We start from the raw sequence: 16,085 nt of genomic DNA on the forward strand, positions 1-16,085 counted from the left end.
GAGACTCTCTATTAATTATGCTCTAATAATTTCAGGATAAAATCCACAGCTTTTAAATTGTAAATACTTGGTATATTTTTATGCACAATTTGACTTTTAATATATTCATCTTCTTGTCTTTTATTTCTGAAGTTATATGCAGAATAATCTGAATTTGATTTAATATTATTTTCTTTGATTATTTCCCAAATTTGATTTTGAGCAACATCTGGACGACGTTTTTTAATGTGTGATACAAGATCTGTTGCTGATAGGGGATATGTCTTTACCAAATTTTCTTTTACTCTTTTGGTAACTTCAATTTGTTCAACAGGATATACATCACCAATAAGTTTTAAAGTTTTTTCACCGTTTTTTTCAACAAACTCGCCTTCTTTAATGAAAGAAATTTTAGACGCTAATTGGTCATCCATGACTAAAACTTGCGCATCATTTTTTTCAATTAACCCTCTTTCAGTATCCAGTATTGCTGCATTTTCAGGTCCAGCTTTACCAATTTTACTCACTAAATCCATCCATGCTAGATTATTTGCTTCTATTCTTTTCCTTATTATGCTTTCAAGCTCCGCATATTGTATTTTCTGTGTTCTTCCACCATAACGATAATAAATTTCACCGTTTTTAATTGTATGGTCTTTCCCTTCATCTTTTTTAGCAATTATAGGTTTATTGGTGCATTCTTCTATTTTAAAAACGCCAAATTGCTTTCCATAAAGTTCTATAATAGTTTGTTCCCAGCGTATATCCGCAGAAAATATTTCCAGTAAATAACCGGTTATCTTTTCAGGATCTATGTTATTAAATTGTGATATTGAATTAATATTCATACCATTAGGTATTCGTGGTGAATCTTTAACACCAAAAATCAAATAACCACCGCGGTTATTAGCAAAAGCAGCAAAATCTCTAAAATAATCAGCTAATCCTGCTAAATTAAATTGCTCTTTGAACTCCAGTTCCTGACCTTCTCTATGGTAGAGAAAATCTCCTTTCATCTTTAGTAACTCTTTAATATGAGATTCATCCATTTTTAATTCTTCTTATCAAATTTCACCAAAGGTCCAATCATCGAAAGATAAGGATGATCCTCTATTGTACTTTTCATCATTGTTTCAGTAACTATTAGTTCTTTGGGTAATTTATTTTTTATAAATGTCAATGGTAAAGGTCGTTGTTCTATTTTTAGTATTTTGATAATTTCTTCACTCAAATTTTCTTTAAAGTTCTTGTTTTGCTGACGATTAATATAGGTTGTAATACCTTCTTTACTATCATCTTTAAAAATATCAGGTTGGCAGGTCAGCCATAAACTTAACTGTACTTTACTCCAGGCAAGCGTTTGCCAAAATTCCGGATATGAAAACCATAATTCATCCAGTGTTTGTGGTTGCTGGCGGAGGTTCTCTTTGATCCGCTTAAGTTCATTCAGATCAATGGGTTGGTTCATTCGATGTCCTTGTTATATTCTGCTCAGGGTGGATAGTGCGATAAATGCTATACATTTGTTCAAGCAATAGTGATATTTCTTGCTCAAGCATTTCTTTTTCTTGTTGTAACTCTAATAATTGTTGGTGCCATGAGTAAGCTAAAGACTGCTCAATCTCTGGTATAACGATCTGTTCAAGCATTTTATGCTGAATAAATCGTTGGGTAGTTCCATGAGCCAAAGCTCGCATTTGTTCTATAATTAATTCTGTTTCCATCAGCAATGCATAAGCTCCAGGAGCATGATGAAATCGCAAGATTGCTAATTGCTCACTTACCAGAGGTAGAGTTTTAAGTTCTTGGGCTATGATTGCAACTCTAGGTTCTTGCACGAAAGTTGAAATCAAGACATCAAAGGGCATCAAAGTACTTTTAAGCGTTCGCCAGCCAAAGTCATTTTGCTCAGGTTTATTTACAGAAAGCTGGCTATTTATATCACTAATTTTAACAACATGGGTTTGCTGAAGAGGGTCAGAAACGTATTTTGATTTAGGATTAATGAGTGCTAATTTAGTGAGTTTCTGGCAGTTATAGTCAGATATTAATTCCTCAGATAAGCTGGCTTGCCAAGAGGCAGCATAGGTCAATTGATCATTTATATGCCTGGATTGTATATAAGTTGACTTAATATCTGGAGTGCCGATTTTTGTATAAAAGTTACTACCTGATAGTTTTTGTGTTAGCCAATTATTAACGGACAATCGCAAGTTGTAGAGGCGTTCTTGTGAGTAGGCTAAGGCGCTGTATTTTTTATAATAGATCTTAGCCAAGGCTACAAAGCCTGTTGGCATTTCGGCAATAGGCATTTGCTCAAGTTGTTTAACACCCGCACGGATCATCGTTGTGCCGGCACCTATTTGTTCAAGATAGCGACGGTACCATAATTGATTAAGACAAAAGCTCAACCAAATTGCCTGATTTAACTCAAGCCCTCTAATAATGGCGACATTTGCATCAACAGGGTGCTGACGATGATAGTTTGAAACGATACTTGCACAAATACTTCCAATGCGGCGAATCAATACGTCACCTTTTTTTACACAGGAAGTCAGGTGATCAATAGAGGGTGGTCGCATCAAATGAGATTCTACATTTAATTTCATTGGTTCTATATGACGCATTCTGTAAAAAAGACTTTGCTTAATTGTTTGTTCATATCGTTCAGCTAAATCAATTTCATTTGAAGTCGCTTTAGATGTTCTTTGAATATTTGTAATATGCTTTTTATACCAGTCAGACTTCATGTTTTCACTGAACCGCCATCCATCAAGAACTGTCGCATTTATTTCCTTTAATGTCGTCCAGGAATTTGTAAAGTTCGTTACTTCATCTCTCTTGCAAAGATAATTCTCTGGAAGCCAGCTATCAAACTTATCAATATTTTCTTTTTTGATGTAAATGCTATCCACAATGGCCTTTTTATTATTTTTTGAAAAAGAATAATGGTTTATTGAATTAATGTCAAATTATAGTTATGCGAGTATAGACGCTTAAATTAAAAATATTTCTGAATATGTATTGATCTTTTATCGATCATAATCGTACCATTACCGCCTGTATAAAATATAAAAATAATGTTTGCGAGTGTAAACGCAAAACAAGAAAGGATGTGTCTATGATAAAAATTATTGCAGGATTGGGTTATGGGAGCAGATTACCCAATCATCTCCCTGAATTATTGAACACTAAGATATGTGGTGAGTTAAGCCTAATTGACGAACTTGAGTTTCGCGTCGGGATTCCAAAACAAAATGAAGATAGGGCATCCAGGATTATTGCTTATTTAAATGCGTTAAAGAAAGCAAATAAACCTTCGTGCTTTTATCATGCTTCTCTTGACACTGACGCTTTATCAACTGCTGAAACATTACTTCAATGGCGGGACTGGGCATTGGCCTATGGTTGGAATCCATCTGATCAAGGAAATAATCATGGCCGTTTAGTTGATTTGGCTGAAGTTGAACATCATTTTTTTTGCGAAAGTTTAAGTCTTCCTGGACGTATTTTTCGACTTATCCCATTAGTTGGTATTTTAAAGGGAACTATTGAAGGAGTTATTCTACATACTGAACATTCTCATTGGCCTCCTGTCTATCAGCAACTTTTTAATCAACTTCAAAGTTCTGGAATTGATATTATTGAAGACGTACCTAAAATGCTTTCACCTTTAGCGTTCGAGGGATGTGATCTATGGAAAATACAGAAAGCAATATTGAATAAAAAAGTTGAGCCTCTCAGACTTTCCAATGATGGCAGCTTGCGATTATATAACTGTTCAAGTAACCAGGTTGTTGCTGATTTCATAGCTCATTTTAATCCTGATAGTAGTTTGATAATTACCCAAAGTCAGGATTATGGGATCGAAACTGCACTAAATAAGTTAAATCAAGTTTCACTTGGGCTGGGCAGTTCTTCGGTATCACGTATTCCAAATCATTTGTTGCAATTAAGTTTGCAGTGCGCCTGGCTTACACCTTCACCAGAGATAGTACTTCAATACTTAACTTTACCCACCGGTAAATTTAAGACGTTACGAAGAAAATTAGCACGTCAGTTTAAAGATCTTCCAGGATATAACCACGATGAATGGCAATACATCATCGATGAATATGTTGCTTCTGAAATTAAAAAGCAGCCTGCACTTAATGAATCCGTATTACGACAATCAATACACGAATGGCTTCCCATTAGTTGCTGCCAAAATGATGAAAATATGCCGGTCAAACATGCTATTGAAATAGCTAAGAGAATTTCTGGTTATTGGAAAACCTTATGTTCTGTTGGTGATGATGTAACCAAGGATATTTACTTGGCTTCATATAGGGCTGCAGATGCAACGGTCGAGGCTTTATCAAATTGGCCTGATTCTGAAATTAATAAGGTCCAATTAAACCGATTACTTACGATAATTAGAAAACTGAGACCCAGTACATTTTGTCAGCCAAGAGAAGTGAGCAGATTTGATGTAGTCAAAAATCCTGAAAGTATTAACTTAACCCCCCGAAATATTGAACATATAATATGGTTAGACCCTAATCTTCAAGAGGAAGCAGGCGCTCCGCCATTTTCAAAAGATGAGCTATTATCAATTCCTTGGGCGCCAACGCATGAACAGCAAGCATTAATTAAGGAGTGGGCATTACAAAGAGCATGTTCTGTATTTTTAAAAGCTAGAAAATCAGTGTATTTAATTAATTTAAATCAGCATACGGATCTGTTCAAACTATTTATAAACCAATTGGTATGCAATAGAAGGTGGTCTGATCTTGAGTCGTCATTGTTATTAACCACCACAAGAGAAGTTTCTTTGTCTCCAATAAAAGAACTGTCACTTCCTCATCCTCAGCGCTGGTGTACACTTGGTGCTCCAATCCAATCAAATAGAGCGAAAGAATCTTATAGTAGTTTGTCGTCATTGGTTAATAAGCCTCATGAGTATGTTTTTAAATATTGCGCAAAAATATCTGAAGGTACGATCGAGGCCATTGCAGTTGATCATCGTCTAAAAGGTAATTTGGCACATAGAATTATTGAAAAATGGTTTACCGCTAATCCATGGACGGGAAAAGAAGTGACGCAAGAATACATTTACGAATGGTTGAATGTCCAACTTCCCATATTTATTCGTCAATTTGCTCTTCCTCTGGCACAGCCAGGAAAGCATGTAGAGCGACTTGAATTTCATGAGGTCATGTTTAATGCAATAAGTGGCTTATGTAGTCTATTTCATCAGGCTAATGTTAAGGGAGTTGTAACAGAGAGGCATATGGAAGTACCTTTCAGCAGCGGTAACCTGGAAGGTAATATGGACATAATCTGTGAGTTTGGCGAAGAAAAATTTGCCATTATTGACATGAAGTGGGGTGGCTATGATCAATACAAACAGGAGTTGAAATCGAATACGGCTCTTCAATTAGCAACCTACGCTTATATCGCCCAAAAAGACCAGAAAAAAGAATTAATTGACGCAGGCTATTTTATCTTGAGTAAAGCCGAGTTGCTCTGTAATTCCAATACGATATTCCCCACAGCAACAGTCATTTATCCCGAACAACCTGGTTCTTTAAATAATTCCTGGGCGCAATTTGAGCGCACCATACAATGGAGGCGTGCACAGTTAAAGGAAGGATTAATCGAACTAACCTATGGAGTGGCTGCATCTGATGAATATTCAATACCACCTGATGGTTGTCTTTCTTTAGTTGATTCTGAAGAAAAGAATCTAAAGGGTCAAACAAGTTCTTATAAAAAAAATTACAAAAAAATTGATGTTTGGAGAAATCTGACAGGCAATATCAAGGAATAAACCCATGACTATCTATTATACACAAGCCAGCGCCGGTTCTGGAAAAACAACGAGCATTGAAAATGTAGTTACTGAAAAACTTATTAGTAAACAGCTTGAGCCACATCAAATCATGGCAGTTACATTTACAGAAGATGCAGCTGCTGAATTAAAAGAGAGAATCAGTCAGTCTCTTATAGCCAAAGGTAATCTATTTTTGGCAACGAGTATAATGAATTCACCGATTGGAACGGTTCATAGTGTTTTTGGTCAACTGCTTGTGGATTTTGCCTTTGAGCTTGGTCTTTCACCTGAACAACAAGTAATTGACCCGTCTGATACAGAACAAATACTTGCTGAGGCCTTGGACAACAGTCTTGATGCTAAGAGGATTAAACAGCTTAATTATCTTGGAAATAGATTGAATGTAGACGACTGGAGAACAGTGATACATGATCTGATTCAATTATCTCGTTCTAATAATTTCTCAGATGAAGATATGGCTGTTTTTGCTGAGTTATCTATTAAGGATCTTATAAATTTATTACCTCCAATTGATGAAGGGATTAATGAATCAGCATTTAGGTTGGTTATTCAACAGGCTATAGAGACTGGTCGTGTCGTAGACAATCCAACAAAAGGATTAAGCTCTACTATAGAAGATTGTGAAAAAATTTTGAGAAAGGCCAGATTTGACTGGCAGGACTGGATTAAATTAAGCAAATTAAGCCCAACTAAAAAGGGGGAACTTGCATTCGCTCAAACCAAATTAGTCGGTGCTTCTGTCCTAAAATGTAAAGATTTTCAGGAGGAACTATTTGGTTTTATCCGTGAGATTTTTACTACAACTGCAATTGTTTTGAAAGATTTTCAATTAACCAAAAAATCCCGAGGCTTCATTGATTTTGTAGATCAAGAACAATTGGCATTACATGCTTTAGATAATCCCATCATTCAGGAACGAATAAAAAATGAGATACGTTTTTTGATTATTGATGAATTCCAAGATACTAACCCAATCCAATTGGCATTGTTTTCTAAACTGTCATTACTGGTAGAAGATATTCTTATGGTTGGTGATGCTAAACAGGCTATTTATGGTTTTAGAGGTAGTGATCCTCGGTTGGCTTTAAATGTGTTGGATTTTGTACAAAAGGGAGGCGGTGAGATATCAACATTACCTAATTCATATCGTTCAAGACCAGGACTTGTTGCACTTACCAATGAATTATTTACTCAACCTTTCAGTCATTTGTTAACTCCTGAGCAGGTTCAATTGGCATCAGTTCGAAAAGATAAATTAGAAACAGCTGAAGTGGAATGGTGGACCTTGGTAACTGAAGGTAGACCAAATAAAAACATTATGATAAATACACTTGCTCAAGGTATTAAGGATCACATCCATACCGGTGTTAAGATTATGGACAGAGAAACTAAAGAGCATCGATTTGCTACCTGGCGTGATTTAGCGGTTCTTTGTCGTGGTAATTCAGAAATTTCTGAGTTAGCGGGTTCTTTGGCAAAGATGGGGGTCCCTGTTTCGTTTAAGAGAAGTGGACTTCTTGAGACGCCTGAAGTTAGTTTGGCTCTAGCTTGTTTACGTCTTCTGATAGACCCCTCTGATTCTTTAGCCAGTGCTGAAATTGTATGTTTGGCAGCAAATACTGGTCCCGAAACTTGGCTGAGAGAGCGGTTAAATGGAATAGAAACCTCCAAATCGAATATTTGGGATGAAAATGCTCATCCTATTTTAGATAAGTTAGCCAAGGTAAGAAAACAAGTAAGTATGTTAAGTACTGGCGAAGCTTTAGATTTAGCAATGCTTACGGCAGATGTTTACTCAATTGTAGCTGCATGGGGGGAGAACACAAAACTTGCAGAACATCGGTTCGCTAATCTTGCAGCACTCAGTGAGTTTGTCAATGAATATGAAAATCATTGTGAAACTCAATTTATGGCAGCCACCCCTTCTGGATTTATTCTTTGGTTAAAAAACAAAGAGCAGAATAATTCAGATAATCAGGCAGCAAATCCTGGTGATGCCGTTACGTTAACAACTTATCATGGCTCAAAAGGATTAGAATGGCCCATAGTAGTTTGCTCTAGTTTAGATAGTTCATTGAAATTATCCCTTTATGGAATCAGGATCGTTCAAGATAATTTTGATTTTGATTGGAATAATCCATTAAAAGGTCGGGCTATTCGCTATATCCCTAATCCATTTCCAGACCAGAAAGCTAATGAGCCTCTTAATGATTTGTTGAAACAACTCAATGATTGGACTGCAAATGAACGACAAGAAGTTAATGAGGCTATTCAGTTACTTTATGTTGGGATGACTCGAGCAAGAGACCAATTAATCCTCCCAACCTTGAATAAGAATGAGTATGTTGGTGAATGGTTAAAATTATTAAACAGTAACTTTTTACCTTTAAAAGGAGGGGATTTACAAATTGGTTCGAATACTTTGAAAGTAAAATCGAGAACAGTATTATATCAGGTTGAAAATCAAGTCTTACCTGCAGCCAAAAGATTGAAATATTGGTTTAATTCAGAGGCAGAGAAATCGTTGCAAGACAGGATGGTATATAATCAGCCCGCCTCTAACTGTTCTCCAATAGAAACGGCCCAAGGGAATATTATTCATAACTTTGATTCAAGGATAAAATTAAGCGGTCCTGTGGAAATGGAAGATCTTGGTGTAGCCTTACATCACTGTCTTGCAATATTGATTAATAATCCAGAAGCTGACCATAGCATCATTAATAGTATAATTAATAATAAAGTTCCGGGCATAATTAATCCTGAGCACGTCATCGCTCGAGGCAAGGAGCTATTAAACTGGATTAATTCAACTTTTCCTGAATCTAAAATGCATACAGAACTACCTTTTACTCAACATCTTGATAATGGCGGCATTAGGCAAGGTGAAATGGATCTGGTTTTGGAGACCTCGACGGGGTGGTATATAATTGACCATAAATCCAATCCACAACCATCAACAAATTGGGTTGATATTGCTCTTCAATATAGCGGGCAATTATCAGCATACAAACATACACTGGAAGCTCTCTCCAATAAAAAAGTGTTAGGTACGTTTATTCACTTTACTATTGGTGGGGGACTAGTTGAGGTAATAGTAGATTAATCACTGAATTTATAGAACTATGGTTTTTCAAGTTCAAGTATACAGCTTAAACTTAAGGAATTGGCGATGTTGAATCGCTATAATCAAAAAAGAAAATAGAACTAAAGCAAAAACTAATATTGATGGTGAGGATGCAATTTTTGTAGTTCTCACCAATAACAGCGATGCTAATGGTGCCAATCCAGCAGATAAACTAGCAGCAGTAGAGTATAAAACTGATAAAACGGTACACCTTAATTTGATAGGAAACATCTCAGATAATATCACGGGAACTGTTGCATAGTAGGCTCCAGCTGGGATTGCAATTAAAGCCTGCCCCAATAAAAGATTGTAGATATCATGATGAGAAAGGGCATAAAAAAATGGCTGGGACAGGATTAAAAACCCAATACTCGCAGCTATAACAATCTTCTCTCGATTCACTTTATCCGATAATTTCCCAATTAATGGAAATACACCCAACAAAACAATTAACGAAAGAATATTTGAAAAAATAATTTCATGATCTTGAAAGTGCCCATATAAATGAGCCTGAAGGGGACCATATATAAAAATCTGAAAGGTAGTGGTTACCCCTAAACAGCTTAAAACGAATACATAGAGCGCTTGAATTTTATTGTCTTTGATATAGTTGATTGATTCACTTAGTAAACTCCTGAACTTGGGCTTTGGTCTATCTGAATAATAAACGATGTATTCCATACTCTCGGGAATGCATAGACGGATATACAGGCCTATTGATGATCCCAGCAAAGCTAACACAAAAGGTATTCGCCAGATTAACCAATCATGTTCAGGGCTATATTTAGTAAAATAGGACACTATGAGTGCTACTAGGGAAGCTAGTAATAATCCTGACATGGCACCGAAAGAAGCCCAACTTCCTGAGTATCCCTTTTGTGATGCCTCTGCGTTTTCTACCAGATAGGCTGATGAATTCAGATATTCTGCGCCACACGAGAAACTTTGGACAATCCTGAGTACCAATAAGGTGAATACAGAAAATGCCCCTATGGCGCTATTAGGGGGTATAAATCCAATGAGCGTTGTAGATACTCCCATCGTTAGTATGGAGGCGGCGAGTATGATTTTTCTTCCATAGATATCAGAGAGCAAACCCATAAATAATGCGCCTATAGGTCTGGCAAGATAGCCGGCAAAGAAGGTTAGTAAGACAATGAAAAAACTTGTAGGTGCATCCCCAATTAAATATTTAGCTAAGTAGACAGTAAGTAGGCCGCAGATCGCCATATCAAAAGATTCAATTAAATTGCCTAGTGTGCCTGCCAATATGATTCGGGTTTGATGCTTCATATCACTATCCTTTAGGTTGCATAGCTGATCGGGTAGTCAGGGACTCTTGATCTTCCATTCTATCTAGGAATAAATAGCCATCGAGGTGGTCTATCTCATGTTGGAGTATACGGGCTTCAAGTCCTGTGGCTCTTTTAGTAATCTGATTGCCATCCATGTCAAAGCCTGAATATTCAATTTCCATAGCACGGGGTACTTGTCCCATTAATTCGCCACAGTTTAAACACCCCTCATAACCAACTTGGATCTCATCGGATAAAACTCTTAGAGAAGGGTTAATGAGCACTGTGTCTGGTATGGGATATTCCGGTTTTCTACTTTTGGTATAACCCGTACTGAAGACAATCACTCTTTTGCTAACGCCGATCTGTGGTGCTGCCACCCCTACAGCTCCTTTATCAGCCATGATGTCAAACATGGTTTTAACTAAATTCTTAAGCCATGGGCTGCCGAATTCCGATTGTGTAACAGGTTCGGCTGTCTGTTTTAGTAGAGGATCATCTTTATCCAGTAGTTCGTTCATAGTTCACCTGTTGGTTAATTATTAAAGTTAGTTTCGGTTTGGTTGAAACACTGGGTAGCTTGTCTGGAAAGGTTAAATATTGTTGAAGGTTTCTTAATGCAAATTTCCCCATGGCCAGTAGTCTGTCGCAATGCGCTGAACTTTTACTTTGGACATTGGGATTTATTCTTTTTAATCCACAGGAAATGACCACTCGGTAGGAATCATAGTCTGTTGGAATGGAGATGCCGGTTATCAGTCCAGGTTCAATTTGTTTATACTTTTCAATTTCTTCTGCGCAGTTCCAATGCGACAGCTCAGCCCATAATTTAGGTTCATCTTGATAAATAAAGTTGGTTTGGTAGCTGCCGTCAAACAACCAAAGGTTTTTCTCAATCAGGTTTTGTTCTATGGAGGGTTTTGATGAGATGAAAAAAATCTGACCCTTAGAGTTGATCAGGGCAATAGAAATATAGTCGGTTTCTATTTGCCCCAATACATCCGAAAACACTTTGCGCATAGTCACATAGTGCTCAAAGAGAAATTCCTTGGCATTGGGGTGTAGTCTTAATTCAACAGCTGATACATCCATATCTACAAACTTCTTATACTGCATGACTGTGCTTTTTTCTCTTTTCTTCGTAGGAAGAAATTGAACCAATGGCCAAGTCTATGATTTTTAGTAAATTATTGTCCGAAGTGTCAATCACTTTGACCTCTTTGATTAATCCTAACACAAAGTCAGCGTAATCGTCATTACTCCCATGCGAAACGGGGTAAAGATGATGGCTTTGTTTTAGGATGTAGTGAAGCAGCTTTTCATCGACTTCATTCTTCTTGGAAAAATTATCCCCCTCATCTCCGAATAACAGCCAACCCGGGTTAACCTGAAGATGTTGAGCCAGCTGTTTAACTTTCTCATAATCTGGAAGGGCATCACCGCGAATATAACGTCTACAGATTTGTTCAGAAGCCCCAGTGAACTCCGCCAGGGTTTTAATACAAATACCATTGGGGGAACGGGAAGCAGTATGTCCTTTATCTTTGAGGGTATTAATCAAGCGATTAGCAAATGATTGATAGGTTCCCTTACTCATAGAATTAATCCTTGTAATGCTAAGTCCAAAAAAAGTTACCATAATAATCGGTATCAATCAATATCATATCGTATCTTAATTAAAATATCTTAAAAACCGGTATTGATAAAATAATTAATATCATATTAATATCAATTTCGTGGAATGATGCTAAATGTTAATTCGGCTTGGACTTTATTAGAAATGATTTACAGGAGTATGTCGTATGTTTCACGATCAGAAGATCTCAATTTATAAAGGTATCATTCAATATTTATTGGACTCTACCGAATTTTCGTTGCAGCGCATTGCAAACATGTCTAATTCAGAAATATGTCATCTGCAATTGATTTATAACCATAATCGCTTACCCAAACATGGCAAGGTTGAGTTGAATCTACTCAAATTATTTTCCCTTGTCGTGGACATGGAACTAAAAGGCGAATGGAAGGCTCGTGTAGAGCTTAAATAACCAGGGAATGGGGGAATCAAGAATGCAGGCAAAAGATAGCAATTTCAAGCAACAGCTCTTATTTATCAATGACATTGAAATCATCATTGGAAAAGACCGACTGACCTTGAGAAGGTGGTGGATGGATGGAAAATTTCCTAAGCCAGTTAAACTTCATGGCAGAACCCTGGTCTGGCATAAAGATGATATTGATGAGTGGATAAGCCGAAATATAAGAAAGAAGCCATAAATTCAGGATGAAGTGATGAGTATGTTTAATATATTACCAAGATTGATAAGACTTAGGGATGCGCCAGCTTATTTAGGTATGGATAGGCATCGATTTAATAAAGAAGTAAGGCCTGTGTTGCGAGAAATTCAGATTGGTTCTCAAGGAGTGGCTTTCGACAGACTTGATTTAGACGCATGGGTAGACGATTATATACAGTGTAGTGATCGACCCGCGGCATCCGAGCGTAGGAGTTTGGAATTATGGGGCGAAAACGCATACCAGGGATCTACAAAAAAGGTAGTCACTGGCAAATTGACAAAAAAATCTTTGGATACAGACTTTGCGAAAGCACTGGTACAGGCGACCTCGAAGAAGCCGAGAAATATTTAGCAAGACGGATTGATGAAATTCGCCAAGCGACAGTATACGGTGTCAGGCCTAAGCGAAGTTTTATGGAAGCCGCGACTAAATTTCTGATGGAAAATCAGCATAAACGCAGCATTGATGACGATGCAGGGCGTTTACGCGAGGTAGTAAAGTACATTGGTGATTTATCGTTGGAATCTATCCATATAGGTTCGCTGCAACCTTTTATTGAAGGTAGAAGAAAGGATGGCGTATCAACCAGAACTATTAATCATGGTTTGAAGGTGGTACGGCGAATCCTGAATCTTGCAGCAAGTGAATGGATGGATGAGTTTGGCTTAACCTGGTTGGCTAACGCGCCTAAAATTAAGCTCTTACCGGAGCATGATTTGCGTAAGCCTTATCCACTGAATTGGGATGAGCAACATCGACTCTTTGATGAGTTACCGTCACACCTGGAAAAGATGGCTTTGTTTGCCGTTAATACGGGTTGTCGAGATCAAGAGATATGTGAGCTGCGTTGGGAATGGGAAATTAAGATTCCCGAAATGCCGCATATTATGGTGTTTATCATACCAGCTGAGTTGGTTAAAAATGGTGAAGAACGCCTGGTTGTTTGTAATGATACAGCCAGATCGGTTGTGAATAGTGAGCGTGAGAAGCATCCAACGCATGTGTTTAGCTTTAAAGGCAGGCCTTTAGCCCGGATTTTATCAACGGGCTGGCGAAATGCCAGAGTTAAAGCAGAATTACCACATGTGCGGGTGCATGATTTAAAGCATACCTTTGGCCGTCGGCTACGTGCTGCTGGGGTAAGTTTTGAAGACAGACAGGATTTGTTGGGACATCGTTCTGGACGAATCACGACGCACTATTCATCGGCTGAGTTACAGAACCTATTTGAGGCAGCCAATAGAGTTTGTGAGAAGCAAAAGAGCGGGGTGGTTTTGACTTTATTGCGGAACACAAATTTTAAAACCAGGAAGGTAGCAAATGGTGGTGTAAGTGCAATTTCACTTTAGATTTTGCACACAGCTCCCGAAGAAGTCCCGAAGCGGGTTTCTAGGAGTTTAAGGTATCAAGTGTAACTTGTTGATTTATATGACTTTAATTGGTGGGCCCACTAGGACTTGAACCTAGGACCAACGGATTATGAGTCCGCTGCTCTGACCAACTGAGCTATGGGCCCGAAGAGATGACATTGTAATGGTTCGTGAGGGGGATTGCTACAAAAATTTTTGTTTTTTATGAGACAGGCGTTAGCCTGTCTCAGTTCTTTTGGGGTTAGCTGTCATCGCCTTCTAGGAAGCTGCGCAGCTTTTCTGAGCGGGAGGGGTGGCGGAGTTTGCGTAGAGCTTTTGCTTCGATTTGGCGGATTCGCTCTCGGGTTACGTCGAACTGTTTGCCTACTTCTTCTAGAGTGTGGTCGGTGTTCATCTCTATACCGAAGCGCATGCGTAATACTTTGGCTTCCCTTGGTGTTAGTGTTTCTAATATTTCTAGGGTTGCTTCGCGTAGGCCTTCGGCGGTTGCTCTGTCGATTGGTGATTCGATGTTGTTATCTTCAATAAAGTCGCCTAAATGAGAATCGTCATCGTCACCTACAGGGGTTTCCATGGAGATGGGTTCTTTTGCAATTTTTAGAACCTTGCGTATCTTGTCTTCACTTAGCTCCATCTTTTCTGCTAATTCTTCAGGCGTTGCTTCTCTTCCTGTTTCTTGCAGAATTTGGCGTGAAATACGATTGAGTTTGTTGATTGTCTCAATCATATGAACTGGGATACGAATAGTTCTTGCCTGATCAGCAATTGAGCGGGTTATTGCTTGTCGAATCCACCAGGTGGCGTAGGTTGAAAACTTATAGCCGCGTCGGTATTCAAACTTGTCTACTGCTTTCATCAAACCGATGTTACCTTCCTGAATTAAATCAAGGAATTGTAAGCCACGGTTTGTGTATTTTTTGGCAATAGAAATAACCAAGCGGAGGTTTGCTTCGACCATTTCTTTTTTAGCTCGTCTTGCCTTTGCTTCACCAATAGACATTTTACGATTTATGTCTTTGATTTCGCTGATTGTCAGGCCATATTCTTCTTCAAATGAAGCCAGTCTTGCTTGTAGGCGTCTGATCTCATCGGTGAATTCTTCAATACGAACCATATCTAGCTTTTTCGCATGTTTCTGAATCAAATCATCTAACCAATTCAGATCAGTCTCTTGGCCTGGGAAGGTATCGATAAAGAGCTTGCGGGGAATACGGGCTTTTTCAATGCAGAGTCGCATGATAGAGCGCTCAAATTCACGAATATGATTTCTTAATTGACGGAAATGGCGTGTCAGTCGGTCAACCTGTCTTGAGGTTAATTTCAGTTTGAGGAAAGAGTCTGACATGACATCCAAGAACTCTATTGTTTTGCTATTGCTACGGCCATGTTCTTTTAAGGCCTTCATGGCATTATCAAAATTGCTGCGCAGTTCATCGAAATAAATTTTCGCTTGTTCAGGATTTGGACCGTCATCGGCTTCGCTTATGCCGCCGCCTTCGCCATCCTCATCTTCATCGTCAACAGCAAGTATTTCTTCTACGATTAACTCATCCTGTTGGGCTTCTTCGAGCATAGAACCGATGTTTGCAGGCGGTGCTTCTTCCTCAGAATCAGCAAATCCACTGATGATTTCGCTTAGCCGCATCTCTTCTGTTGCGACACGTTCGTAATCTTCTAGGACTAACTGGACAGTTTCAGGATAATGTGCCAATGCTTTAAGAACTTGATAAATACCTTCTTCAATGCGTTTGGCAATGCGAATCTCGCCTTCGCGAGTTAGGAGCTCAACAGTTCCCATTTCGCGCATGTACATACGAACAGGATCCGTCGTGCGTCCGGTTTCTTTATCCACAGAAGCAAGAACAGCGGCAGCTTCTTCGACGTCTTCTGGTACTTCTTCAGTGTTTCCGAGTAGAGCTAATTCATCATCACTCGGCGGCATTTCGAATACCTTGATGTTCATACCCTCTAACATGGAGATGATAACGTCAAAGTGTTCTGTATCGACAATGTTGGGTAACAGGTCGTTAATCTGGGCATAAGTAAGGTAGTTTTGTTCTTTACCCAAACTGATGACTTTGGTGATTTGCGAGCGCTGCTGTTCTTGATCATTCATGGTCATAGGCACTTAATAAGATGAGTGATTAATAAGGTACAAAAAAGGGTTTGATTATAAACCCGCC

The 16,085-nt window shown here is 38.3% G+C and carries 13 protein-coding genes and 1 tRNA gene; 5 read left to right on the top strand and 9 right to left on the bottom strand.

Annotation, left to right across the window (positions count from 1 at the left end; translation table 11 throughout):
* Window positions 1–11: 11 nt before the first annotated feature.
* From BN1094_RS04795 to BN1094_RS04805, 3 genes are read right to left on the bottom strand one after another with little or no spacing between them, the layout of a single operon-like run.
* On the bottom strand, window positions 12–1,028 hold the full coding sequence (locus tag BN1094_RS04795; protein ID WP_043873183.1) for an ATP-binding protein: 1,017 nt from the start codon (window positions 1,026–1,028) through the stop codon (window positions 12–14).
* 2 nt (window positions 1,029–1,030) lie between these two features.
* On the bottom strand, window positions 1,031–1,447 hold the full coding sequence (locus BN1094_RS04800; RefSeq protein ID WP_043873184.1) for a hypothetical protein: 417 nt from the start codon (window positions 1,445–1,447) through the stop codon (window positions 1,031–1,033).
* Window positions 1,431–2,894: a hypothetical protein gene (locus BN1094_RS04805; RefSeq protein ID WP_043873185.1), complete on the bottom strand. Its 1,464-nt coding sequence runs from the start codon at window positions 2,892–2,894 to the stop codon at window positions 1,431–1,433. The genes BN1094_RS04800 and BN1094_RS04805 overlap by 17 nt, the downstream gene beginning before the upstream one ends.
* Window positions 2,895–3,100: 206 nt before the next feature.
* Between BN1094_RS04805 and BN1094_RS04810 the strand changes: the two genes are divergently transcribed.
* Window positions 3,101–5,791, top strand: coding sequence for a PD-(D/E)XK nuclease family protein (locus tag BN1094_RS04810; protein ID WP_043873186.1), 2,691 nt, complete (start codon window positions 3,101–3,103; stop codon window positions 5,789–5,791).
* Window positions 5,792–5,795: 4 nt separating this feature from the next.
* A complete protein-coding gene (locus BN1094_RS04815) occupies window positions 5,796–8,918 on the top strand; it encodes a UvrD-helicase domain-containing protein (protein WP_043873187.1) in 3,123 nt (1,040 codons plus the stop codon).
* 33 nt (window positions 8,919–8,951) lie between these two features.
* On the opposite strand, the gene BN1094_RS04820 is transcribed toward BN1094_RS04815, so the two are convergent.
* From BN1094_RS04820 to BN1094_RS04835, 4 genes are read right to left on the bottom strand one after another with little or no spacing between them, the layout of a single operon-like run.
* Entirely contained in the window at window positions 8,952–10,232 is a 1,281-nt protein-coding gene (locus BN1094_RS04820) for an MFS transporter (protein ID WP_043873188.1), read from the bottom strand.
* Between the two features lie 4 nt (window positions 10,233–10,236).
* Complete coding sequence (gene def / locus BN1094_RS04825) at window positions 10,237–10,755, bottom strand: peptide deformylase (RefSeq protein WP_043873189.1); 519 nt, start codon at window positions 10,753–10,755, stop codon at window positions 10,237–10,239.
* Complete coding sequence (locus BN1094_RS04830; protein ID WP_176695259.1) at window positions 10,736–11,350, bottom strand: flagellar biosynthesis protein FlgJ; 615 nt, start codon at window positions 11,348–11,350, stop codon at window positions 10,736–10,738. The genes def and BN1094_RS04830 overlap by 20 nt, the downstream gene beginning before the upstream one ends.
* Entirely contained in the window at window positions 11,340–11,831 is a 492-nt protein-coding gene (locus BN1094_RS04835; protein WP_043873190.1) for a helix-turn-helix domain-containing protein, read from the bottom strand. Before BN1094_RS04835 ends, BN1094_RS04830 begins: the two co-directional genes overlap by 11 nt.
* 205 nt (window positions 11,832–12,036) lie before the next feature.
* Here BN1094_RS04835 and BN1094_RS04840 point away from each other — a divergent pair, with 205 nt between their 5' ends.
* The 3 genes from BN1094_RS04840 to BN1094_RS04855 all read left to right on the top strand — a co-directional run bounded on the left by BN1094_RS04840 (window position 12,037) and on the right by BN1094_RS04855 (window position 13,881).
* Window positions 12,037–12,282: a hypothetical protein gene (locus tag BN1094_RS04840; RefSeq protein ID WP_043873191.1), complete on the top strand. Its 246-nt coding sequence runs from the start codon at window positions 12,037–12,039 to the stop codon at window positions 12,280–12,282.
* A 22-nt stretch (window positions 12,283–12,304) separates the two neighbouring features.
* Complete coding sequence (locus BN1094_RS04845) at window positions 12,305–12,511, top strand: helix-turn-helix transcriptional regulator (protein ID WP_027219241.1); 207 nt, start codon at window positions 12,305–12,307, stop codon at window positions 12,509–12,511.
* A gap of 242 nt (window positions 12,512–12,753) precedes the next feature.
* On the top strand, window positions 12,754–13,881 hold the full coding sequence (locus BN1094_RS04855) for a tyrosine-type recombinase/integrase (protein WP_176695260.1): 1,128 nt from the start codon (window positions 12,754–12,756) through the stop codon (window positions 13,879–13,881).
* 90 nt (window positions 13,882–13,971) lie between these two features.
* Here the strand turns inward: BN1094_RS04855 and BN1094_RS04860 are convergent.
* Both BN1094_RS04860 and rpoD read right to left on the bottom strand, forming a co-directional pair.
* A tRNA-Ile gene (locus BN1094_RS04860) sits at window positions 13,972–14,048 on the bottom strand.
* A 95-nt stretch (window positions 14,049–14,143) separates the two neighbouring features.
* Window positions 14,144–16,024 carry an RNA polymerase sigma factor RpoD gene (gene rpoD / locus BN1094_RS04865; protein WP_043873193.1) on the bottom strand — a complete coding sequence of 627 codons (1,881 nt, stop codon included), beginning with the start codon at window positions 16,022–16,024 and terminating at the stop codon, window positions 14,144–14,146.
* Window positions 16,025–16,085 lie beyond the last annotated feature (61 nt).

Origin of the sequence: Legionella massiliensis (assembly GCF_000756815.1) — a bacterium.
In the GTDB taxonomy this organism is placed as follows: domain Bacteria; phylum Pseudomonadota; class Gammaproteobacteria; order Legionellales; family Legionellaceae; genus Tatlockia; species Tatlockia massiliensis.